Source organism: Aquipluma nitroreducens (assembly GCF_009689585.1).
Classification (GTDB): Bacteria; Bacteroidota; Bacteroidia; order Bacteroidales; family Prolixibacteraceae; genus Aquipluma; species Aquipluma nitroreducens.
Genome location: NZ_AP018694.1, coordinates 5293567 through 5315785, shown reverse-complemented (window position 1 = coordinate 5315785; position 22219 = coordinate 5293567). Strand labels below are relative to the sequence as shown.

General features: G+C 42.2%; 17 protein-coding genes and 1 tRNA gene. 11 read left to right on the top strand and 7 right to left on the bottom strand.

The features are described from left to right. The first annotated feature begins 288 nt into the window (after window positions 1–288). Window positions 289–2181, top strand: a complete 1893-nt coding sequence (gene speA, locus AQPE_RS22210; protein ID WP_318348673.1) for a biosynthetic arginine decarboxylase — start codon at window positions 289–291, stop codon at window positions 2179–2181. A gap of 105 nt (window positions 2182–2286) precedes the next feature. On the opposite strand, the gene AQPE_RS22205 is transcribed toward speA, so the two are convergent. The 4 genes from AQPE_RS22205 to AQPE_RS22190 form a co-directional block, all read right to left on the bottom strand. Next, window positions 2287–3462 (bottom strand): MFS transporter, encoded by a 1176-nt coding sequence (locus tag AQPE_RS22205; RefSeq protein WP_318348672.1) that lies wholly within the window; start codon window positions 3460–3462, stop codon window positions 2287–2289. Between the two features lie 40 nt (window positions 3463–3502). Continuing rightward, window positions 3503–3958 carry a hypothetical protein gene (locus AQPE_RS22200; RefSeq protein WP_318348671.1) on the bottom strand — a complete coding sequence of 152 codons (456 nt, stop codon included), beginning with the start codon at window positions 3956–3958 and terminating at the stop codon, window positions 3503–3505. A gap of 112 nt (window positions 3959–4070) precedes the next feature. Continuing rightward, window positions 4071–4544 (bottom strand): hypothetical protein, encoded by a 474-nt coding sequence (locus AQPE_RS22195; RefSeq protein ID WP_318348670.1) that lies wholly within the window; start codon window positions 4542–4544, stop codon window positions 4071–4073. 23 nt (window positions 4545–4567) lie between these two features. Next, complete coding sequence (locus AQPE_RS22190) at window positions 4568–5116, bottom strand: RNA polymerase sigma factor (RefSeq protein ID WP_318348669.1); 549 nt, start codon at window positions 5114–5116, stop codon at window positions 4568–4570. A 277-nt stretch (window positions 5117–5393) separates the two neighbouring features. Here AQPE_RS22190 and AQPE_RS22185 point away from each other — a divergent pair, with 277 nt between their 5' ends. The 6 genes from AQPE_RS22185 (at window position 5394) to AQPE_RS22160 (ending at window position 11978) form a co-directional block, all read left to right on the top strand. Further along, a complete protein-coding gene (locus AQPE_RS22185; RefSeq protein WP_318348668.1) occupies window positions 5394–6221 on the top strand; it encodes a hypothetical protein in 828 nt (275 codons plus the stop codon). 91 nt (window positions 6222–6312) lie between these two features. Continuing rightward, window positions 6313–7383, top strand: a complete 1071-nt coding sequence (locus tag AQPE_RS22180; RefSeq protein WP_318348667.1) for a serine hydrolase domain-containing protein — start codon at window positions 6313–6315, stop codon at window positions 7381–7383. Between the two features lie 266 nt (window positions 7384–7649). After that, window positions 7650–7722: transfer RNA gene (locus AQPE_RS22175), tRNA-Trp, on the top strand. A 74-nt stretch (window positions 7723–7796) separates the two neighbouring features. Then, window positions 7797–8522 (top strand): (Fe-S)-binding protein, encoded by a 726-nt coding sequence (locus AQPE_RS22170; RefSeq protein ID WP_318348666.1) that lies wholly within the window; start codon window positions 7797–7799, stop codon window positions 8520–8522. 119 nt (window positions 8523–8641) lie between these two features. Next, window positions 8642–9481, top strand: coding sequence for a CvfB family protein (locus AQPE_RS22165; protein WP_318348665.1), 840 nt, complete (start codon window positions 8642–8644; stop codon window positions 9479–9481). Between the two features lie 145 nt (window positions 9482–9626). Continuing rightward, window positions 9627–11978, top strand: coding sequence for a DNA topoisomerase 3 (locus tag AQPE_RS22160; RefSeq protein ID WP_318348664.1), 2352 nt, complete (start codon window positions 9627–9629; stop codon window positions 11976–11978). 66 nt (window positions 11979–12044) lie between these two features. Here the strand turns inward: AQPE_RS22160 and AQPE_RS22155 are convergent, their stop codons facing one another. Continuing rightward, window positions 12045–14714 carry an alpha-L-rhamnosidase gene (locus AQPE_RS22155; protein WP_318348663.1) on the bottom strand — a complete coding sequence of 890 codons (2670 nt, stop codon included), beginning with the start codon at window positions 14712–14714 and terminating at the stop codon, window positions 12045–12047. A 111-nt stretch (window positions 14715–14825) separates the two neighbouring features. Between AQPE_RS22155 and AQPE_RS22150 the strand changes: the two genes are divergently transcribed. Both AQPE_RS22150 and AQPE_RS22145 read left to right on the top strand, forming a co-directional pair. Next, entirely contained in the window at window positions 14826–15260 is a 435-nt protein-coding gene (locus AQPE_RS22150; RefSeq protein ID WP_318348662.1) for a hypothetical protein, read from the top strand. Between the two features lie 179 nt (window positions 15261–15439). After that, window positions 15440–15775, top strand: coding sequence for a DUF3795 domain-containing protein (locus AQPE_RS22145; RefSeq protein ID WP_318348661.1), 336 nt, complete (start codon window positions 15440–15442; stop codon window positions 15773–15775). 68 nt (window positions 15776–15843) lie between these two features. Here AQPE_RS22145 and AQPE_RS22140 read toward each other — a convergent pair whose 3' ends face one another. Next, window positions 15844–16074 carry a cold-shock protein gene (locus AQPE_RS22140; RefSeq protein ID WP_404800991.1) on the bottom strand — a complete coding sequence of 77 codons (231 nt, stop codon included), beginning with the start codon at window positions 16072–16074 and terminating at the stop codon, window positions 15844–15846. Window positions 16075–16136: 62 nt separating this feature from the next. Continuing rightward, complete coding sequence (gene rlmD / locus AQPE_RS22135; RefSeq protein WP_318348660.1) at window positions 16137–17603, bottom strand: 23S rRNA (uracil(1939)-C(5))-methyltransferase RlmD; 1467 nt, start codon at window positions 17601–17603, stop codon at window positions 16137–16139. A 205-nt stretch (window positions 17604–17808) separates the two neighbouring features. Here rlmD and AQPE_RS22130 point away from each other — a divergent pair, with 205 nt between their 5' ends. Next, the gene (locus AQPE_RS22130) at window positions 17809–19335 is read left to right on the top strand and encodes a TolB family protein (protein WP_318348659.1); all 1527 of its coding nucleotides are present in this window, start codon (window positions 17809–17811) and stop codon (window positions 19333–19335) included. A 24-nt stretch (window positions 19336–19359) separates the two neighbouring features. Next, window positions 19360–22137 (top strand): glycoside hydrolase family 2 protein, encoded by a 2778-nt coding sequence (locus AQPE_RS22125; RefSeq protein ID WP_318348658.1) that lies wholly within the window; start codon window positions 19360–19362, stop codon window positions 22135–22137. The last annotated feature ends 82 nt before the right edge of the window (window positions 22138–22219 follow it).

Sequence of the window (22219 nt, the reverse complement as noted above, 5' to 3'; positions counted from 1 at the left end):
GTAATTGATTGCAGATTAATTTGTGTTCTCGTATTCAGGCCTACAAAAAAAACTAAATCACTTTCAATATTTTATTACATTTACCGCGTTTGAAAAACCTTTGGTCGATTAGAACTGGCGCGGTTTACAGCAGAATTTGATGATTCATCATATTTCATTAATCCTGTGAACCAAACCTACTTTATCTAATCGAAATTTCCAGATTCGGGTTTTTCACGCGAAATCAGGAGTAAAATGTCTTTTTAAACAATAATAATAGAGTATAAACAAATAATTAACTTTTCCTTAATGAGAAAATGGCGCATCGAAGACTCTGCTGAACTCTACAACATCAATGGGTGGGGTATCAACTTTTTTTCCATCAACGAAAAAGGTCATGTAACTGTAACTCCGAAAAAAGACGGAATTCAGGTCGACCTGCACGAATTGGTTGAAGAACTTCAGCTTCGCGACGTTTCGGCCCCTATGCTGCTGCGTTTCCCCGACATTCTGGACAACCGGATTGAAAAAATGGCGAGTTGCTTTAAAACAGCTGCCGAAGAGTATAATTACAAAGCTCAAAACTTTATTATATACCCGATTAAGGTTAACCAGATGCGTCCCGTTGTTGAAGAAATTGTGGGACATGGGAAAAAATTCAACATCGGTCTGGAAGCAGGATCCAAGCCTGAATTACATGCTGTAATCGCCATCAATACCGATAACGATTCGCTGATTATCTGTAACGGGTACAAAGACGAAAGTTACATCGAACTGGCTCTGCTGGCTCAAAAAATGGGACGCCGCATTTACCTGGTTGTTGAGAAACTCAATGAATTAAAGTTGATCATCAAAACCGCCAACCGATTGAAAGTTAAGCCGAACCTAGGCATTCGCATTAAGCTGGCCAGTTCAGGAAGTGGCAAATGGGAAGACTCTGGCGGCGATGCCAGCAAGTTTGGTCTAACTTCAAGTGAATTGCTCGAAGCCCTTGATATTCTGGAGAAAAAAGAAATGCAGGATTGCCTGAAACTGGTGCATTTTCACATCGGTAGTCAGGTCACTAAAATACGGCGCATTAAAATTGCGATGCGCGAAGCTTCTCAGTTTTACGTACAACTTCGGATGAAAGGATTCAAGGTTGAATTCGTGGATATTGGAGGTGGTTTGGGAGTGGATTACGACGGAACCCGATCATCGAGCAGCGAAAGCAGCGTGAATTACAGTATTCAGGAATATGTAAATGATGCCATTGCTACCGTGGTCGACGCCAGCGATAAAAACGAAATTCCCCATCCAAATATTATTACTGAATCAGGCCGGTCGCTTACAGCCCACCATTCCGTATTGGTCTTTGAAGTTCTTGAAACTGCAAGCGTGCCTACAATGAGGGAAGAAGAAGAGCCTCAGGAAGATGACCATGAATTGGTGAAAGAATTATTTTCACTCTGGGAACAAATTAACCAGTCGCGCATGCTTGAAAGCTGGCACGATGCACAGCAAATCAGGGAAGAAGCGCTTGATTTATTCAGTCTTGGTATGCTCGACCTAAAAACCCGTGCACAAATTGAACGTCTGTTCTGGTCAATTGCTAAAGAAATCCATCAGATGACAGGCGAATTAAAACATGTTCCAGAAGAGCTTACCTATTTGCCAAAAATGTTGTCAGATAAATATTTTTGCAATTTTTCATTGTTCCAGTCGTTACCTGACTCATGGGCCATCGATCAGATTTTCCCGATTATACCGATTCAAAGACTCGATGAAAAACCAGATCGCTCGGCAACCATCCAGGACATTACCTGCGACTCGGACGGAAAGATTGACAATTTTATCTCAACCCGGAATTTCTCCTATTATTTGCCCGTTCACTCGTTGAAAGCCAAAGAGCCTTACTACATGGGCGTATTTCTGGTTGGCGCTTATCAGGAAATTTTAGGCGATTTGCACAACCTGTTTGGCGACACCAATGCCGTACATATTTCGGTCGATAACAAAGGATATAGCATCGATCAGATTATCGATGGTGAAACCGTTGCCGAAGTATTGGACTACGTTCAGTACAACGCCAAGAAGCTGGTCCGCACAGTTGAAACCTGGGTGACTTCATCTGTCAAATCAGGAATCATTACCGCCGAAGAAGGAAAAGAGTTTTTATCAAACTACCGCTCAGGTCTTTACGGCTACACGTATCTCGAATAAGATTTCGAAAGATCTATATAACTGAAAAGCAAATACTTCGGACGAGGTATTTGCTTTTTCCGTTTTAATAATAGTATCGATTTAAACTCCGGTTATAAAACAATCTTAATTGTTCGAAGTCTTCACTAACCCGGCGATCACGCCAAACATCATCATCGCCACAACCGCTCCGGCAATAAACGAAGCCTGTAGGTTTCCTATGGCATAGAAAATGCCTATCAGCAAAGGGCCAATGGTTTGACCAATCCGCAGAACCATGCTATTGACTGACATAAATGCAGCACGTTCTTTAATCGAAGTAAAACCGACCAGTAAATTTTGAATGGAAGGAACCAGCAAGCCATGACCAAGTCCGAAGACAATCACCGAAACAACAATCTGAATCCAACTCTGGCTAATCAGCAACGAAAGCATGGAAAGAAAATAGAAACTTGCTCCAAATAAAAGAATTGTCTTAGACTGAAACCGTTTGTTGATACGCCCCAATTGCGAAGAAGTAGTTGCTGTAACAAGCGACATAATTGACATCATCAGGCCAATACGAACAGACGATGCCTGTAACCGCTCGGAAAGTAAAATCGGGAAATAGGTCAGGTAGGAACCGTAAAGCAAAACAAACACCAGCATATTGACCAGAAAAAGTCCCCAGACACTGCGCTGATTGATATTTTTCCAAATCCGGCGAAAATACTCACCAATACCCTGATGATCTTTCGGTTCAGGATTATTCAGTCCAAAAATGACGAAGATGCCCAACGGAAGAGCAAGCAGCGGAAGATAAAAAATGTAGTGCCAGCCAAAAGCTGCAATAAATCCACCCAAAGCCGGATAAGCTGCAGTTCCGATACTTAAAATACTGGCATTGTAGCCCATCAGCGCCGTTCGCTTTTCGCCTGAATATAAATCGCCGATCAGGGTAATGTTGATGCTCGAAAGTCCGGCAGCGCCAATTCCTTCAATAAATAAAAGGGCCAGCAGCGAATGAAAATCGCGCATAAAAGAACAGAGAAAACCGGCTATCCCGAAAATAAAAAGCGAAGGAACCAGCACGAGTTTACGCCCCAAACGATCGGCCAGAATTCCGGAAACGGGAGTTAAAAATATACCGGGAAGCGTGAAAGCTGCAATCAGCCAGCCCACTTGCTGGGTCGAAATGCCGAAATATTTAATAATTCCGGGAAAAGCCGGGGTAATACTGGCAATTCCCATAACGGCGATGAGCGTGACACCAAAAATAATAATCATATTCTTTTCGATGCCGGGAGAATTGGGCTTGGACATAATTTCAGGACTAGTGAATTGATACGACTAAAGTAGCAATTTACCGGCTTATCATCCTCTTTTTTATCTCCTGAAGCACTTTTTTGCGCAATTCAGCCTCCGTTTGGTAAAGTTTAATGATTTGTTGCGGTGCAAGTACCGTTCTAAATTCTTTATAATATTTTTCACGGATATGAATTAGTTTCTTCGAAGTTTCCAATTGACTAACAATCAACTGATCAGCATCTTCGGCCGATAAACTGTCAGCATTTACTTTCATTAACCGGGCCAGGTTCCGAAAATCGATCCCCGAAATTTCTTGTTCATATTTCAGATAAATGGGGCGAAACTGCTCAAAAGTAGTCTGATCGAGCTTCAACTGAAGCCTGATTTCTCGCAATTTGGCCTGAGCAATGCGTTCCCGAAGTCTGGGAAAACGATCAGCATTCTGCGATTCAGCACTAAAACTAATGCACAGCGTAAAAACTAAAAGTAAGGTTGATAGTATCGTTTTCATTCGTCTTTAATTTGTTTTTTAGTTGCCGAATGGAATTCGCATGATAGGAAACATTCATTACTGTTGATGTTTCCGAGAATCATGCTCATTTCATCTCGATTAATTTTAACAGTTATTGTTCTGATTCGCTCATAAAAGGATCAGTTTTGTACATCGCGGCCAATTGCAGCAATTCTTCGTCAGACAGGTCGGCTAAAAGATCGCCTATCTCCTCCGTGTCCTTTTCTTCTGCTACAAACTTCTCCGGCACTTTTTCAGTAGCCTTTTTCTTGATTTCGGTCCCGATTTCAGGTTGTTTTGCAATTTCCGGTTCTTTAATTAACGGTTGTTCAACCGGTTGTTTTTCCTGAACAATCTGGGGAGATTCCGCCAATTCCGTTTCAAACATAAAATAACCAAGCAACGCTAAGGCAGAAACGGATGCGGCCACCGCCACAGTGCGCCAAAGAACCAAACTTCTTTTGCGATTTTGTTCCCTTAATTTTGCCTGCTGAAGTGTTTTTTCCGAAAACCTCTCAAAAAATCCGACAGGCTCACGGAAAGGTAATTTTTTACCTATTCCTGGAAATTCATCCAATTGCTTCATATCGTTGGTGTCTTTGTTCATTGTTAAGCTTGTTCAATCAAACATTGCCTGATTTTTTCAGAAGCATAATGATAATTCGTTTTCAGCGTATTCACCGAAGAATCAAGAATCTGGCTGATTTCCTCGTAGCTTAGTTCTTCGTAATACCGCAGGTTAAAAACCATCCGTTGTTTGTCCGGAAGTTTCAGTATTGCCTGCTGAAACTTTATCAGCATGGCTTCGCTGTCGTCAGAATCATTTCCGGAAAGATCACTCATCATTTTGTCGGTAATCAACTCCGCATTTTTCAGCCAGTTTTTATTTTTCCTGAAATGTTTGGTGCATTCGTTGGTTGCAATGCGGTACAGCCAGGTAAACACTTTGCTTTCGCCTTTAAACGAATCGGCAAAGCGGTAAACATTAATAAACGTTTCCTGCAAAATATCTTCCGCATCTTCGTGCGATACCACCAACCTCCGGATATGCCAGTAAAGTGGCTTTTTATAGGTATCCATCAGTTGCAAAAAGACTTTATCTTTCGAAGCAGGGTTTTTGATCAGGGAAAACAAATATGCGTCAGACGTTTCGTTCATTAATCAGATTCAGGAATGACCGGTTTACGCTTTAGATGTTAAAAGTAGCTGAAAGTTAAATCCACCACCAGATTATTTTCAGAAAATGTATTTTTCCTTTTCTCAGAAAAAAAACATCTTCCAATTTAACTTTTCAATGACAACCGCTTCTTAAGGGTATATCAATTAATTTCTAAAAATTTTGCCTTATGAAACGAGCATGTAAAATACTTACATTAATATGAAAATATCGACATGCGAGTTCCATACGACAATTAAACAAACAAATTATTCACGTATGAAACGATTAAAAATGATTTTCGCTTTAAGCCTGATGTATCTGGCATTCCATTCATGCCAAAAAGATGAAGTTGCTGCAGTTTTTGATGAGATTCAATTAAGTCAGCAGGAAACACAAGCTGAAGAAATGGTTGCAGATGTTGATCTTATGGTTGACGAAGCTCTGGACCTGAACTTCGGTTCACTCAAATCTGCCAGTACAGAGGGTTCGTTTTATCTTAGCGATTGTCCGGTAATTACTGTCAACAAAACAGCACCACCACAGGTTATGACCATCGATTTTGGAACTGCCTGCACCGGGAAAGACGGAAAAATCCGTTCAGGAAAAATCATCGTGACTTCTACTTCATTTACAACTTTCCCGTCAGTCAGGGACAAATCATTCGACAATTACTTTGTTGACGGTAAAAAGATGGAAGGAAGCGTAACCAAAACCATTTCGAAAGATCAGGAAAACAACATCCGCACCGCAGTAATCAAGGAGAATATCAGCATTACTTTTCCCGACGGAGAAGGAAAAGCGACCCGGGTGGCAAACCTAACCCGCCAATACCAGCGTAACATCTTGGCAAACCGTGAAGATAACCAGGTAGTAAGCTGGGGGACAGTTGAATTTACAAGGGTTTCAGAAGTTAAAGTAACCAAAATCGTTACGGCAGAAAATCCACTGGTTTTTAAGACTGCCTGTCACCATATCGTAAGTGGAATCGTTTTATTTACTTCCAGTAACGACAAAAGCTGGGCCATCGACTTCGGAAATGGTGAATGCGACAACAAAGCTACACTAACCATTGGCGATAAAACCAAAGAAATCAGAATCCGCTAGGCGGTCATTGTAAGTGCGACACTTTGTAAATAAAGCTAAAATGTAGTTTAACTTTTTTGACAAATTATAGGTCCAATAATAAATTTAATATATGCGAAATTTGACACTCTATTTACTGCTTTTCTTATCAATTGTAAGTTGCAGTAAAAATGACGATGAAATCCAACCAACACCAACAGAATCTATGTATTTCCCTTCCAATACAGGTTCTATCTGGGAAACCAAATCTCTTTCGAGTTTGGGCTGGAATCAAAACGCTATTCAACCATTGAAAGATTTTCTTATTCAAAAAAACACAAAATCTTTTATGATTCTTGTCAATGGTAGAATTGTAATGGAAGAGTATTTCAATGGTCACACAGCAACCAATACCTGGGAATGGAATAGTGCTGGTAAAACCTTAGTAGCCACAATAACAGGAATTGCTCAACAAGAGAATTTATTGAACATTAATAATAAAGCATCTGATTATTTGGGGGCAGAATGGACGAGTATGCCATTGCCTAAAGAAAACCTAATTACCGTAAAACATTTGCTAACAATGACTTCAGGCAATGATGACACAAAACAATTGGTTATAAAACCGAATCTGACTTATGTGGCTGATGCTGGGACTAGATGGGCTTATAGTAATATTTTCCAAAAATTAACTGATGTAGTTGCTAATGCAAGTGGCAAACCATTTGAAACCTATTTCAATGAAAAATTAAAGAGTAAAATAGGAATGGATGGATATTGGAATTTTGGATTAATTTTCACCATTTACCACAGCACTACAAAAAGTATGGCAAGATTTGGACTTTTAGCATTGAATAAGGGAAAATGGAATAACGAACAGATAGTAAATGAATCATTTTTTAATGAGAGTATAACTACTTCACAAAATATTAATCCTTCATATGGATACTTATGGTGGTTAAACGGAAAAACAAATTTTATGATTCCTAACGAGCAAGCAGTTTATCAAGGCTTTTTAGTACCAAATGCACCAGTGGATATGTATGCTGCAATGGGTGCAAACGACCAACGAATTTATGTAATCCCAAGTAAAAAAATGGTGGTAATAAGAATGGGAGATGCGTCTGACCCAACAAATTCAAATTTTGCTGTATCAGGTTTTGATAATGCACTTTGGGAGAAAATAAATGCAGTAATAAACTAATTGAACAAATAACGTCGAACCGCCAACAAGGATTATTCACACTTTAGTTGCCATTTGGAATGTTCCAAATGGCATTTTTTTTATTCGTGGTTTTATCGTTGACAATTTTTTAGGAAACAGGAATCACTTTATCGGGTTGATTATGAAAAAGTCAGACTCCATTTGCCTTCGAAAAGCTTGAAATCGGGTATATTTTTTATGCCGGGAGTGTTATTTTCTCTAGGTTGTGAAAAACTAATTATTATATTTGCACTCGCAAAACGGATACGGGTGTAGCTCAGTTGGTAGAGCACTGGTCTCCAAAACCAGGTGTCGGGCGTTCGAGTCGCTCCTCCCGTGCAAAGCTGCTCTTTCGGGCAGCTTTTTTGTTTTAAGGAAAGTCTTTGGTAACTTGAACCCAAATTCAAACAGATATGGCTGTCGATCTTTTTATACCGTGTTTTATCGATCAAATTTATCCTGACACGGCGTTTAATGTGGTTAAAATCCTCCGGAAAGCCGGACTGGAAGTAAACTACAATCCGGAGCAAACATGCTGCGGACAACCAGCTTTTAACAGCGGCTACTGGGACGAAACCAAGACACTGGCTAAAAAATTCATCCTCGATTTCCCGAATGACCGGCACATTGTAAGTCCTTCGGCCTCGTGTACCGGATTTATCAAAAATTATTATCCCGATTTGTTTAAAACAGGTCAGGCTGGCTTTGAAGATTACCAGCGACTAAATCGGAATTTGTTTGAGCTAACCGATTATTTGGTGAATCATTTAAAGTTCACCGATTTTGGCGCCGAATTTCCGCATAAAGTTTGTTATCACGATGCCTGCACAGCTTTACGCGAATACGGAATCCGACAGGAACCACGCCTTTTGCTCTCGAAGGTGAAAGGATTGGAACTGGTTGAAATGGAAGATACCGAAACCTGCTGCGGATTTGGTGGAACTTTCTCTGCAAAATTCACAGCCATTTCATCGGCCATGACCGAACAGAAAGTAGAAAATGCCCTGAAAACCGGAGCAGAATACATCATTTCAACCGAATCGTCGTGTATTATGAACCTGGAAGGATACATTCTGAAAAATAATTTACCGATCAAACCAATCCATATTGCCGATATTCTGGCTTCAGGATGGGAATAGATTAGTCATTAGAAAAGAGTCATTAGAAAACGAAAAGCCAAGCACAGTTTACAAACTTCCAATGACTATTGACTAATGACCAGACAAACAATACAAATCATGCAATACTAGGCACAACTATGACTGAAATAGGAAAAATAAATCATTTAGAGGTAGTTAAAGAAGTAGATTTTGGTATTTACCTCGATGGTGGCGATCTGGGCGAAATCCTGATGCCCAAACGCTATGTTCCGGAAGGAACCATGCCAGGCGATACGCTTGAAACATTCATATACCTTGACTCCGAAGACCGTTTGGTGGCAACCACCGAAAAACCGTTGGCCATGGTTGAAGAATTTGCCTTGCTTCAGGTGGTTTCGGTTACTCCTGTTGGCGCTTTCCTGAATTGGGGATTGCCCAAAGATTTGTTTGTTCCGTTCCGCGAGCAGCGTCAACCCATGGAAGAAGGCAAAAAATACCTGGTTTATGTGTATGTGGATACCAATACCAAACGTATTGCAGCCTCTTCAAAAATTGAGCAATACCTCGACAACATTCCGGTTGACTATGACCTCGATGAGGAAGTTGACCTCATCATTGTGAACGAAACCGACCTGGGATACAATGCCATTATCGACAACAGCCACTTCGGTATCCTCTATAAAAACGAAGTCTTCCAGCCATTAAATCCGGGCGACAAAGTTCAGGGATTTATTAAAAAAATCCGGACCGATGGCAAAATCGACCTCTGTCTGCAAAAATCAGGATACGAAAAAATCAGTTCATTTGTCGACCGCATCATCGCTGAGCTTCAGAAAAACAAAGGATTTTTACCGCTAACAGATAAAAGCTCACCTGAAGAAATCTACAAGACCTTTAAAATCAGCAAAAAGAATTTCAAGGCAGCTATTGGTGCGCTGTATAAGAAAAGGTTTATCGCGATCGAAGAAAATGGCATCCGACTGTTAGATATAAAATAAATATCTGAACAGTTTACTCATCGGGTGACTTTGAGTCACCCGATGAGTAAAACAGTCAAAAGAATCCAACGCCCAATATTCTATAACCAATATCCAATTTTAAAGCAAACCCGGAACCCGCCTCTCGGAACCCGGAACCCACAAAATGAAAGTTTGTATTGCCGAAAAGCCCAGCGTGGCCAAAGAACTTGCTCAGATCATTGGCGCAACCAGCCGTCGCGATGGTTATTTTGAAGGAAATGGATACCAGGTGACCTGGACATTCGGGCATTTGTGTACCCTCAAAGAACCCAACGATTACACCCCGCAATGGAAAGCATGGAATTTCCGTTCACTGCCAATGATTCCGCAAAAATTCGGGATCAAGCTCATTGAAGACGATGGCGTTAAAAAGCAGTTTGCCACCATCGAAAAACTGATGCAGGCTGCCGAAGAGGTGATCAACTGCGGTGATGCGGGTCAGGAAGGAGAATTGATTCAACGCTGGGTCATGTCGAAAGCTAAATGCACAGCTCCAGTGAAACGCCTCTGGATTTCGTCGCTCACCGAAGAAGCCATCCGCGAGGGTTTTTCTCATTTACAGTCCGGGAAAAAATTTGACAATCTCTATGCCGCCGGAAGCGCCCGTGCCATCGGTGACTGGTTGCTAGGGATGAATGCCACACGACTTTACACCCTGAAATACGGCCAGAACAAACAGGTTTTGTCCATCGGAAGAGTACAAACCCCTACCCTTGCCATCATTGTCAACCGGCAAAAGGAAATCGACGCATTTAAGCCTGAACCGTATTTCGAGATCAAAACCATATACCGCGAAGCCACATTCTCGGCGGCTTCTGGTCGTTTCCAGAATCGCGAAGATGCGGCGCAGGTTCTGGAAGAAATAAGTAAAGATGAGCTTGTTGTTGGTAAAATTGAAACTAAAAACAGCATTGAACAGCCACTGAGATTGTTCGATTTAACATCGTTACAAGTCGATTGCAACCGCAAATTTGGCATGGGCGCTGAAGAGACGCTTCGAACCATTCAGTCGCTTTACGAAAAGAAACTGACCACTTATCCGCGTGTTGACACCACTTATCTTTCGGACGATATTTATCCAAAGATTCCCGGAATCCTAAAAAACCTGAAAGGGTACGAAACACTGACAGCGCCTTTACTTCAGGACAAAATACGCAAATCGAACAAGGTTTTCGACAATGCCAAGATTACCGATCACCATGCCATCATCCCAACCGGACAATATCGCGTCGATTTAAACCAGTCGGAAAAGCAAGTTTTTGACATGGTGGCCAAACGGTTTTTTTCGGTATTTTATCCTGATTGCAAAGTGGCCAACACTACCGTTGAAGCCAAAGTTGGCTCGCACGACTTCAAGGCAACCGGCAAACAAATCCTCTCGCCCGGATGGCGCACCGTTTACATGAATGAGAAAAATCCGGTTCAAAGCGACGAAAACCTTCTACCGATTTTTATGACAGGCGAACACGGTCCCCACGAACCCGGATTGCTCGAAAAATTCACCCAACCGCCCAAATACCTGACCGAAGCAACTTTGCTACGTGCCATGGAAACCGCAGGCAAAAGCGTTGACGATGAAGAGTTGCGCGAACTGATGAAAGACAACGGCATCGGTCGCCCATCAACCCGCGCCAACATTATCGAAACGCTCTTCCGGCGAAAATACGTGAAAAAAGAAGGCAAACGGTTGGTTGCCACTCAAACAGGAATCGACCTGATTGACAGCATTGAAAACGAACTCCTGAAATCAACCGAGTTAACAGGACAATGGGAAAAGAAACTGCGCCTGATCGAACTCGGACAGTACGATGTGACTCATTTCATGGACGAAATGAAGCAAATGGTAACCGAAGTGGTCGAGCAAGTGAAACGCTCGCCGCGAAAGGTGTTTGCCCTGGCTCCTGAAGAACCTGTCGTTCAGGTAAAAAAGGAAAAAGCTGCTCCGGCCGAACCAACCGAAACCACTTGTCCGGCTTGCAAAAAAGGAACATTGAAAAAAGGCAAGAATGCATGGGGTTGCTCCGATTGGAAAGAGGGCTGCCGTTTTATTATTCCTTTCGAATTTAGGAGCAAAAAACTCACCGATGCTCAAATCAAACGACTGGCCGAAAAGGGAAAAACCGCACTGATAAAGGGATTCAAGCAGGAAGACGATTCGGTGGATGGCTTTTTGGAATTGACTTCAGACTTCAAAATCAGTTTTTCTGAAGCTGAACCGGAGAAGCTGGTTTGTCCATCGTGCAAAACCGGGGAGATTGTGAAAGGCAACTCAGCCTGGGGATGTTCGAATTACAGAGGAGGCTGCAAACTTCGCATTCCGTTCGAACTTCAGGGTAAAACATTGACTGAAAACCAGGTTGCCCAACTGGTTTTAAAAGGACAAACCCGGCCATTCAGCCTGGATAATGCCGGAACAAAAACAAATGGAATATTCAGGTTTGATTCAGAATATCGGGTACAGTTTCAGGAGAAATAAACCCGCGGTAAAAGCACGAAGCCGCAAAAAATAAGTTCTTTGCGGCTTCGTGACATTACATTTAAACTATTGGACTATTTTAAACTCATATTTGCCGGCTTTCAGGTTTTGAATGAGTTGTTGATCATTTCTCACTGAAAGTTCCCTACCTTCCAGAATTATCCTCTTTCCTGAAAGTTTTAAAGTTGCTGTGCTGTTAGCAGGAACAACCACTTGGTAATTGATCGTATTTTTAACACGTTTCCAACTCGACTGGATCTTTCCGTAAGGACCGTCATGACTGGCTTCAAACGAATTCAATCCCTTAACAAAATGCGGTTCGAGCAGTACATTTTTAAACCCTGGGTTTTCCTGATCCGGCTTCATTCCGCCTAAAGCTTTGTAATACCACGCTCCTATTTCGCCAAACATGATGTGGTTAAGCGAAATATCACTTTTAGCATCAATCGGCCAGTTTTCGTAGAGCGAAGTAGCACCGTTTACAATCCACCAGCCCCACGATGGAAATGATTCCTGAGCCGCCACTTCGTATGCCAGATCGGAGTAGCCGTTTTCGCTCAGCGCATTTAAAATAGTTTTACAGCCAAGCAAGCCTACATCAATGTGTTTCCCGTCAGCAATTACCCGATTGGCGAGGTTTTCGGCCACTTTCGATTTCAGGGTTTCTGGAACTATTCCCCAGAAAAGCGGAGCGCTCAATTCGGTTTGCAAACCAGTTCCATACATTCCGCTTTCGGGATTCAGGTACTTGGCATTAATAGCTGAAGAAATCGTCGTGGCCAGTTCTGTATATTTCCTGAAATCATCTTCTTTTCCAAACAGTTTGGCGGCTTTGGCCAGAATAGTTGCATCCACATAGTAATAAATCGATGAAGTCAGTTCTTTTGGCGTAACCGATTTTACTGGCACCCAATCGCCCAGTCCCCAATCAGTAAGACCATTCGGACTTATGTCCGCAATATGATCGACATATCGTTTCAGATTGGGATAACAATCGGCCAGCAATTTCGAATCGCCGTAAAACAGGTAAATGTTCCACGGGATGATGGCAATCGTGCTTGTCCAGTCAGGACCATTGGCCCAGGTATAGCCCCATCCGCTGGTCGGAATGATGGCTGGGAAAACGCCATTGGGTTGCTGTTCGTCGCGGTGATCGGCCAACCATTTTTCGTAAATGGTTATGCCATCGAAATTATACAAACCCGTTTCGCTGGCAATGTGCGCATCGCCAGTCCAACCGTTCTTTTCGCGCTGTGGACAATCGGTTGGATAGCCAAACAAGTTCGATAAGTAGGAAACATTGGTAGCTTTCCAGATTTTATTCAGGGTTTCGTTCGAGCTGTTCACCTGTCCAACCGGAGGCACATCGCTGTGCATAAAAATTCCGGTCAGGCTTTGGATTTCAACCGGGCGATCACTCGCAACTTCTAAATACTGAAAACCTTTGTAATTAAAATGAGGCCAGAACGTTTCCACGCCATCGCCATTTAAAATGCAAATATCTGTTTGAAACGGATCTTTGTCGTCAGTTGGGCGGTAATGCACATTAATGTTCGACTGATCAACCGAACCATCCGGATTTAACCGTTCGCCATGTATTAATCTGATTTCAGTTCCCTTCTCACCTTTTACGCTGATGCGGCTAATTCCTGAAATATTCCGCCCCAGATTATATATGGTTTTTAGCTCATTTATTTTATTCACATTTGCCGGAGTAATTTCTTCCACAAAACGGATCGGTTGCAACTGTTGGGAAACAATATTTTGTGAAGGAGCATTGACTGGAATAGCATTTTTCCATTTCGAATCGTCGAAACCAGCACTATCCCAACCGGGCTGACTAATCCGAGCATCCTGATGTTCTGCCGTATAAATGCTATTGAAAATAATCGGGCTCAGCGAAGTTTTCCAATCGGTTCCTGAAGCAATAATTTCTTCGTGTCCATCCTGATAGGTGATTCGTAAATCGAGACAGAATTTGGGGCGGTCGCGCCATGGAGCCTGGTCGAAATACCAAACCGCGGTCGATTGGTGGTTATACCAACCGTTTCCAAGCAAAACACCCATCACCACATCTTTCGAATTCATGAGCGAAGTGACATCGTAAGTCACATACAACGTCCGGCGATCGAAACGAGTGTACATCGGGTCGAGCCGGTGATCGCCCACGCGCTGTCCGTTGATTGAAAGCTCGTACAAACCTGCCGCGGCCAAATAAACACGCGCACTTTTCACTTTTCCTGAAGGTTGAAACTGTTTCCGAAAATACGGCGCTGGCTTCAGGGCAATATCTTTCGAATCCGAAATCCACTCGCCTTTCCAATTGCTGATTTTCATCATTCCGGTTTCGAAACTGGCAACAGCCGATGGAGCTAACTTTTGCTGGCTGTTATCCCACAAAGCCACCTTCCAAAAATATTTGGTAAATGGCTGTAAAGCTTTTCCCTGATAAGAAATCAGCATTTCCGATCCTGAAACTTTTCCGGTATCCCAGCAATTACCATTTTCATTTGCTACCTGAAGCGAGTCGGTTCCAACAATCAGCTGATAAGCAGATTGCAATGCACCTTCACGATTGTCAATCATTTGCCAGTGCAGGCGAGGTGTCGTTGCGTCGATTCCAATTGGATTTACGAGATATTCGCATTGTAAATTGGAGACCTGACTTTGCTGAGCTTGTGTTTGAATAGTGATTAGTGCCAATAAAGAAAGGCCAATGAATCGGATTGATTTCATGAAATATTGGTTTAGGTTGAGATTCCAAAGATAATTAAACACAGATTATTGTTTAACTTTAAACCATCAATTTAACAACCCGCATCAATTTAAAACTTTTAAACCATCAAAATGGCACATCCGGAAATCGAAAAATTAATCTCAAGCATCGAAGAACTTGTTCCTGTTTACATGGCTATTCCCGAAGATTATGCGAAAGCAAATGGTGTAGCCTCGCTTTGTATCATTGATGAAGATGGCCTGATTTCCGGAAAAATATTTGGAACCGACAAACTTAGAGGTCGGGATTCGTTTCGTATTGCATGGACAAAAGCCAGCCAGGTATGGATTACAGGTATAAAAACTAACGAATACGAAAGATTGGTATTTGCTGATCAAATCGATCCGCAGCCGTTTGGAATTAAACTTCCTGATTTGGTTGGATGGCTCGGTGGGCAACCGGTTACTCTTCGCGACGGAACCAAACTTTCCGTTGGGTTTAGCGGATTTCGGGGTTCAAGCGATTTGGAGATTGTGCAAAAAGCGTTGGAGAAAGTAAACGGATGATTATAAAATCGGAAATATTGATCTGATGAACCAGTTATCAGATCAAACGCCCCCCTATTGCCAAACAGGATGATCGTTCGCATTTATAGTTTCATATCATACTATAAGATTTTTCAGACAAAATTCTTTCGTCATTCTTTTGTACTTTTGAATAGCAACAACCTTAAAACAAAAAACTTATGGAAAAATTAATTTCTTGCTGCGGATTAGACTGTGCCAGTTGCGATGCACGGATAGCCACCTTAGCCAATGACAATAAACTACGTACCCAAACCGCCGAAAAGTGGAAAGTTCAGTTCGGTGCCGACATTACACCCGAAATGATCAACTGTACCGGATGCCGTGAAGCCGGGGTTAAATTTGCCCATTGTGCCGAATGTGAAATCAGGAAGTGTGTAAACTCGAAAGGCTACGAAACCTGCGCCAATTGCGAAAAACTGGAAAATTGCGAAATTACCAAAAGCCTGCACCAATTTGTTCCGGAGGCTTTGCTAAATTTAAAATCGCTGAACTGATTTTTAAATAAAAAGAGGCTGTTTCTTTCGAAACAACCTCTGGTAATAAATGTCTTATATAGTTTAGACTAGGCTAGTCTAACGTTTACTGCATTTAATCCTTTACGTCCATCCTGGAGATCAAAAGTTACTTCGTCATTTTCTCTGATCTGATCGTTTAAACCTGATACATGTACAAAATACTCGTTTCTTGATTCACCATCGGTAATAAATCCAAAACCTTTAGATTCATTGAAAAACTTTACTGTTCCTTTATTCATAATAATTTTGATAAAATAATGTGGGCGCAAGCTACGCATTATATTTGACAACCTACAACTATCTGAAAAATAAATATTTTCCTCATTTTTTCAGTCTTCAGCTACAGCATGCGCTTCTCAAGCAACACCACATTCTCCACATGATGCGTGTGCGGAAACATATCGACTGGCTGAATGCGGGTTACTTTATACATTTCATCCATTAAGGCAAGATCTCGGGCTTGGGTTGCCGGGTTGCAACTGACGTAAACCACTTTTTCGGGCGCGGCTTCCAGAATGGTTTTTACCACATCTTCGTCCATTCCGGCGCGCGGCGGATCAGTAATAATCACATCGGGCTTGCCATTTTTAGCAATAAAATCGCTCGTCAGTATTTTCTTCATGTCACCGGCAAAAAAGCTGGTATTGCTGATACCGTTTAGTTCCGAATTTACATGCGCATCCAAAATTGCTTCAGGAACATACTCGACACCAACTACTTTTTGAGCATTCCGGGCAATAAAATTGGCGATGGTCCCGGTTCCGGTGTATAAATCGTAAACCACTTCGTTGCCTTTCAGTCCGGCAAACTCACGGGCTACCTTGTACAGTTCGTATGCTTGTTCTGAATTAGTCTGGTAAAAACTTTTGGGTCCAATTTTGAATTTCAGACCTTCCATTTCCTCCAGAATATGATCATTACCTTTGTAAACCAATATTTCCTGATCGGTAATGGTGTCGTTTCCTTTGCCATTGATCACATACATCAGCGAAGTAATCTGCGGGAATTCAGCAGCTATCGCATCCATCAGTCTAATGCGGTTTTCCTCTTCTTCGCGGAAGAAGCAAACAATCAGCATCAAATCACCGGTTGTCGAACTGCGGACAATAATGTTCCGGAGCAAACCATCCTGAATTTTCCGATCGAAAAATTCAAGGCCATTTTCGTCAGCATAGTCCTTAATGAAATTGCGGATTGCGTTCGAAGGATCAGCCTGCAACCAGCATTTATTGATGTTGATGATTTTATCGAACAGTCCCGGAATATGAAATCCAAGCGCATTTTTATTCATCGCATCGCCTTCTGTGCCAATTTCTTCGTAGGTCAGCCAGCGTTTATTAGAAAAACCAAATTCGAGTTTATTGCGGTAAAAAGTAGTTTTTGCTGAACCCATAATTGGGGTAATTTCAGGAAGTTCAACCCGGCCGATGCGTCGCAATTGATCGGCAACTTGCTTTTGTTTGTAAAAAAGCTGTTTTTCGTACGGGAGAAACTGCCATTTGCAGCCACCACACACTTCAAAATGTTCGCAAAAAGCCGGAACACGATCGGGAGATTCAGTGATTACCTTCGTAACGCGCGCTTCCATGAATTTAGTCCGCTTTTTAGTCACTTGTAAATCAACCACATCACCAGGGATAACATGTGTTGTAAACACCACCACATCGTTCACTCGTCCGATTGCTTTTCCTTCAGCACCAATATCGGTAATGATAACACCTTCCAACAACGGCTTTTCTTTCCGGCCTCTTCCCATGATTTTCAAATTTTCAGCAAAAGTAATTAAATCGTGCAAAGAATATGACATCGAAAAAACAACATTATTTTTCCACAAAGACTCAAAGAATCTATTAAAATTGAATTATAACCATTTCTAATTTGTCTCTTCACGTCATTGTGTCTATTTCAACTTCAATCATCCTGTAGAAAAAACAAGATCACTCCCATTTTTCAATTTTGAATATTTATCTTCGACTCAAATTAAACCTGACTATAAACCTAATCCACGCATTATGAAGCCATCAATCATTTTACTTTTCTGTATGCTGACAGTTAACTCATTTGCTCAGAAATCCATCGGTATCTTTCAATCGTGTAAAGATATTGGTTCTCCGAAGTTAACAGGTTCTGCTTCGTACGACGAAAGCACACAAACCTATACAATCAGGGGTTCCGGATACAACATCTGGTTCGAACGTGACGAATTTAATTACCTCTACAACAAGCTGAAAGGTGATTTTATCCTGACTGCCAACTTTGAATTTGTTGGTGCAGGGACAGACCCTCACCGAAAAATAGGTTGGATGGTTCGTGCCTCTGAAGATGCCAATGCTGTTCATTCTTCTGCCGTTTTACACGGCGATGGCATGACTGTTCTGCAATGGCGCGTTCTCAGAGGTGCTTTTATGCGCGATCCTGAAGATGAAATTTTTTCACCCAAGCCAAACTACTCCATCCTTCAGGTAGAGCGTTCAGGCAAAACAATTATTTTCAGGGCTGCTCATCCGGGCGAGCCTTTGCAGGTTATCGGAAGTCAGGTAATGGAAGGACTTCCTGAAGAAGTATTGGCCGGTTTATTTATTTGCTCGCACAATCCGGATGTGGTTGAAACCGCAAAAATTTGGAATGTTCGGATTGACCAGCCAGTAGCTACTTTGTATAATCCAGATAAACAAGGATGGTTAGGCTGTCGCATGGAAATCTTGAATGTATTCGATGGCAAACGGAAGATCATTCTTGAAAAAGATGGACGTTTTGAAGCGCCAAACTGGATGCCCGACGGAAAGAAACTACTTTTCAACATGGATGGAAACATCTACAAAATGCCCGTTGAAGGCGGTGAAATTGAAAAACTGAATATGGGGAATATCAACCGTAGCAACAACGACCATGTCATCTCGTTCGACGGAAAGATGCTTGGAATTAGCAGTCACCGCGAAGGGTTGAATGGAGGCGGTTCAACCGTTTATGTTTTACCTCTTGAAGGCGGAACTCCACAACTAGTTACAGAAGATACTCCATCATACCTTCATGGCTGGGCGCCAAACAACAAAGAAGTGGTTTATGTGGCGCAACGCAATGGCAGTAACATTTATAACATTTACAAAAATTCAATTAAAGGCGGAAATGAAGTCGCTTTAACTAACAATAAAAAAGGCGAACATGTAGATGGTTGTGAATATTCTCCTGATGGTAGATACATTTATTACAATGGCAGTCAATCCGGAACGATGCAATTGTGGCGAATGAAACCCGATGGAACTGAGAAAGAACAACTCACTTTCGACCAATACAATAACTGGTTTCCACACATTTCACCTGATGGTAAATGGATTGCATTTATCACCTTTGAAGCGGATATTGAATTTAATTCTCATCCTTCATACAAAAGGGTTATGCTGCGATTGATGCCTGTTTCGGGAGGCGCGCCTAAAGTAATTGCTTACCTTTACGGCGGACAAGGTACCATCAATGTACCGTCCTGGTCGCCCGACAGCAAGCACATCGCTTTTGTCAGCAATTCAGGAAAAAGTAAATAATTGTAGTTTTTAAAATTCTAGTAAATGAAATTTATTGTCTCTTTATCTTTTCTGCTTTTAGCAGTCATGCAATTTTCGAACGCCCAGAATAAAAGCGTTAAGCAGGAAAAACTGGTCAAATTTGAGTTACAATCGTCAGAGTTAATTGATGATTCAGGAGATCAGTTATCTTCAGCTGATTATCATTCCAATGTGTATTGGTTTCCGGTGAATGTTCCATCAACTGTGTTGACAGGACTTGTAGCAAACCGGGTTTACCCTGATCCATATTCAGGAATGAACAACATGCTGATTCCCGATGCTTCGGATGAATTCAATAAGCAGTACAACCTCGAACAGTACAGTCACATACCAAATGTGGGCAATCCATGGAAAAAACCTTATTGGTACCGCACAACATTTAAAGTTCCGGCAACCGATCAGGGACGCCACTTTCAGTTGATTTTTAAAGGAATCAATTACAGGGCTGCTGTTTGGGTAAACGGAAAACAAATTGCCGATTCGACCCAAATGGCCGGCATGTTTGCTGAATACAGTTTCGATATTAGTAAACTCGTTCAGGCCGGAAAAGAAAATGGACTGGCCGTAAAAATTTACCCGCTTGATGTACCTGGATTACCTGATACCGAACAATTAAAAGCCATGGGCGATTTTTTCCTGAATGGTGGCCCCACAGGCGATATTGGCAAAAATGTAACTATGCTTTGTTCGGTAGGCTGGGATTGGATGCCTCCGGTACGAGACCGGAACATTGGCATTTGGCAGCCGGTTATTTTGCGCACTTCGGGTGATATAACCCTGAAACAGCCACAATTGATCACCGAATTGCCCAACCTTCCGGATACATCGGTGGCCAAACTGTCGTTAAAACTTGCTCTGGCAAATCATGGAAGCGGATCATCCAAGGGAACTTTAAAAGTAGATATTCGTCCTGAAAACTTTGCCGGACCAGCTGTTCAATTCACTAAAGATTTGACCATCGAGGCCGGATCAAGTACCAATGTCGATCTGAATGCAGCGAATACGGCGCAACTCAACATGAAACAACCACATTTATGGTGGCCTGTTGGCTACGGGAAAGCCAACCTGTACCGCATTCAGCTGAAATACGAAGCCAACGGAGTACTTTCTGACGACACAACCTTTGTATTTGGAATCCGCACCGTTAGCTCAAAAGCAGTAGAAGTGCCCGGCAAAATGCTTCGTCGCGATTTTTACGTGAACGGCAACCGCATTCAACTGGTTGGAGGCGCCTGGGTACCCGATATGATGCTGAACCGCGACTCGCTCAGGTACGATGCCGAATTGAAACTTTGCCGCAATGCCAATATCAATCTGGTACGCATCTGGGGTGGTGGCATAACTCCTCCGGATGTATTCTTCGATTTGGCCGACCGCAACGGATTATTAATCTGGTCAGATTTCTGGGTAACCGGCGACACTCATGGTGAATTCAAAGGTTCGCTCGACAATCCGACTGAAGGCAATGTATTCGTTAACAATGTGGTCAGTACAATCAAACGTATCCGCAACCACCCAAGCCTTTTGGTTTGGACAGGTGGCAACGAAGGCCATATCCGGAAAGATTTATTCGACATCATGAGAGATAAAGTCATCACACTCGATGGAACCCGCCCATTCATTCCAAGTTCATCAGGATTCGCCAAACTTCCGGCTGGATGGAATGGCTCATGGCCCGACAATCTGGCTTCAGGTGTGTACAGTGGTGGCCCATATACCTGGCAAGACTCTAAGCAATATTACCGTTTGGCCGATGATGCCAAAGATTGGGTATTTAAAGATGAGACCGGAATCCCATCGCAACCAACCTACAACAGTCTGAAAAAAATAATTCCAAATCTGGTTTGGGATAAAACGCTTCCCTTCCCGTTGAATAATACCTGGGGATATCACGATGCTGCTACCGGAAACGGAAAGTACGACAAATATTACGAAACAATGGTCGAACGCTATGGCGCGCCAACTTCGATGGAAGATTTCTCGACTAAAATGCAGCTGATGAATGCTACCGGATATCAGGGAATTTTTGAATCAGCTGGACACAAGTTGAACGAAATCGGCGGCGTCATGCTTTGGAAAATCAATGCAGCATTTCCAAGCGTCATCTGGCAAATTTACGACTGGTATCTGTCACCCAACGCTGGCTATTATTTCGAGCAAAATGCGTGCGAACCAGTTCACGTGCAGCTAAATTCACTTGATTACAATGTTACAGTTATCAATAGAACTTATCATGCGAATTCGAATTTGACTGTTCAGGCTGATGTTTTCGGAATTGATTCGAAACTGATCTACCATCAGGAAGAAAAAGTAAGCCTTTCTGCCACCGATGTCAAAGAACCATTCTCTTTGTCGAAAGTTTTGACAGATGCTAAAGGGGTGAATTTTGTAGTCTTGAACCTGAAAGACGCCTCCGGGAAAGTCATTTCGCACAATACTTACTGGTTGGCTGCTGACAACAATTACAAGGCATTAAACACCATGTCAAAAACGCAGCTACAGGCAACTGTTTTGAAATCGGAACAACTGAAAACAGAAACTAAATGGACCGTTAAGTTCACCAACAACTCCAAAGTTCTGGCATTCTTTGTAAATCCACAATTGATGAGCAATGGCGAAGAAGTTCTACCGGCATTTTGGTCAGCCAATTATTTCTCATTGGCTCCGGGCGAATCAATCACTTTAACTGTCAGCGCTTCAATAAGTAAAACTAAAAACGCTGGTTTGGAAATTTTAACTGAAGGCTGGAACATTGAAAGACAAACTGTTCGCCTGCAATAACGCAACGTCATAAAAATCATTAGGAAATGGTCATTAGGAAAGAATGTTTTTCTAATGACCATTGTCTTTTTTCGGAAATGGT

Excerpts from the sequence above, each read along its gene's own strand:
- speA (WP_318348673.1), top strand. The coding sequence starts at position 289 with ATGAGAAAATGGCGCATCGAAGACTCTGCTGAACTCTACAACATCAAT.
- AQPE_RS22205 (WP_318348672.1), bottom strand. The coding sequence starts at position 3,462 with ATGTCCAAGCCCAATTCTCCCGGCATCGAAAAGAATATGATTATTATT.
- AQPE_RS22200 (WP_318348671.1), bottom strand. The coding sequence starts at position 3,958 with ATGAAAACGATACTATCAACCTTACTTTTAGTTTTTACGCTGTGCATT.
- AQPE_RS22195 (WP_318348670.1), bottom strand. The coding sequence starts at position 4,544 with ATGAAGCAATTGGATGAATTTCCAGGAATAGGTAAAAAATTACCTTTC.
- AQPE_RS22190 (WP_318348669.1), bottom strand. The coding sequence starts at position 5,116 with ATGAACGAAACGTCTGACGCATATTTGTTTTCCCTGATCAAAAACCCT.
- AQPE_RS22185 (WP_318348668.1), top strand. The coding sequence starts at position 5,394 with ATGAAACGATTAAAAATGATTTTCGCTTTAAGCCTGATGTATCTGGCA.
- AQPE_RS22180 (WP_318348667.1), top strand. The coding sequence starts at position 6,313 with ATGCGAAATTTGACACTCTATTTACTGCTTTTCTTATCAATTGTAAGT.
- AQPE_RS22170 (WP_318348666.1), top strand. The coding sequence starts at position 7,797 with ATGGCTGTCGATCTTTTTATACCGTGTTTTATCGATCAAATTTATCCT.
- AQPE_RS22165 (WP_318348665.1), top strand. The coding sequence starts at position 8,642 with ATGACTGAAATAGGAAAAATAAATCATTTAGAGGTAGTTAAAGAAGTA.
- AQPE_RS22160 (WP_318348664.1), top strand. The coding sequence starts at position 9,627 with ATGAAAGTTTGTATTGCCGAAAAGCCCAGCGTGGCCAAAGAACTTGCT.
- AQPE_RS22155 (WP_318348663.1), bottom strand. The coding sequence starts at position 14,714 with ATGAAATCAATCCGATTCATTGGCCTTTCTTTATTGGCACTAATCACT.
- AQPE_RS22150 (WP_318348662.1), top strand. The coding sequence starts at position 14,826 with ATGGCACATCCGGAAATCGAAAAATTAATCTCAAGCATCGAAGAACTT.
- AQPE_RS22145 (WP_318348661.1), top strand. The coding sequence starts at position 15,440 with ATGGAAAAATTAATTTCTTGCTGCGGATTAGACTGTGCCAGTTGCGAT.
- AQPE_RS22140 (WP_404800991.1), bottom strand. The coding sequence starts at position 16,074 with ATGCGTAGCTTGCGCCCACATTATTTTATCAAAATTATTATGAATAAA.
- rlmD (WP_318348660.1), bottom strand. The coding sequence starts at position 17,603 with ATGTCATATTCTTTGCACGATTTAATTACTTTTGCTGAAAATTTGAAA.
- AQPE_RS22130 (WP_318348659.1), top strand. The coding sequence starts at position 17,809 with ATGAAGCCATCAATCATTTTACTTTTCTGTATGCTGACAGTTAACTCA.
- AQPE_RS22125 (WP_318348658.1), top strand. The coding sequence starts at position 19,360 with ATGAAATTTATTGTCTCTTTATCTTTTCTGCTTTTAGCAGTCATGCAA.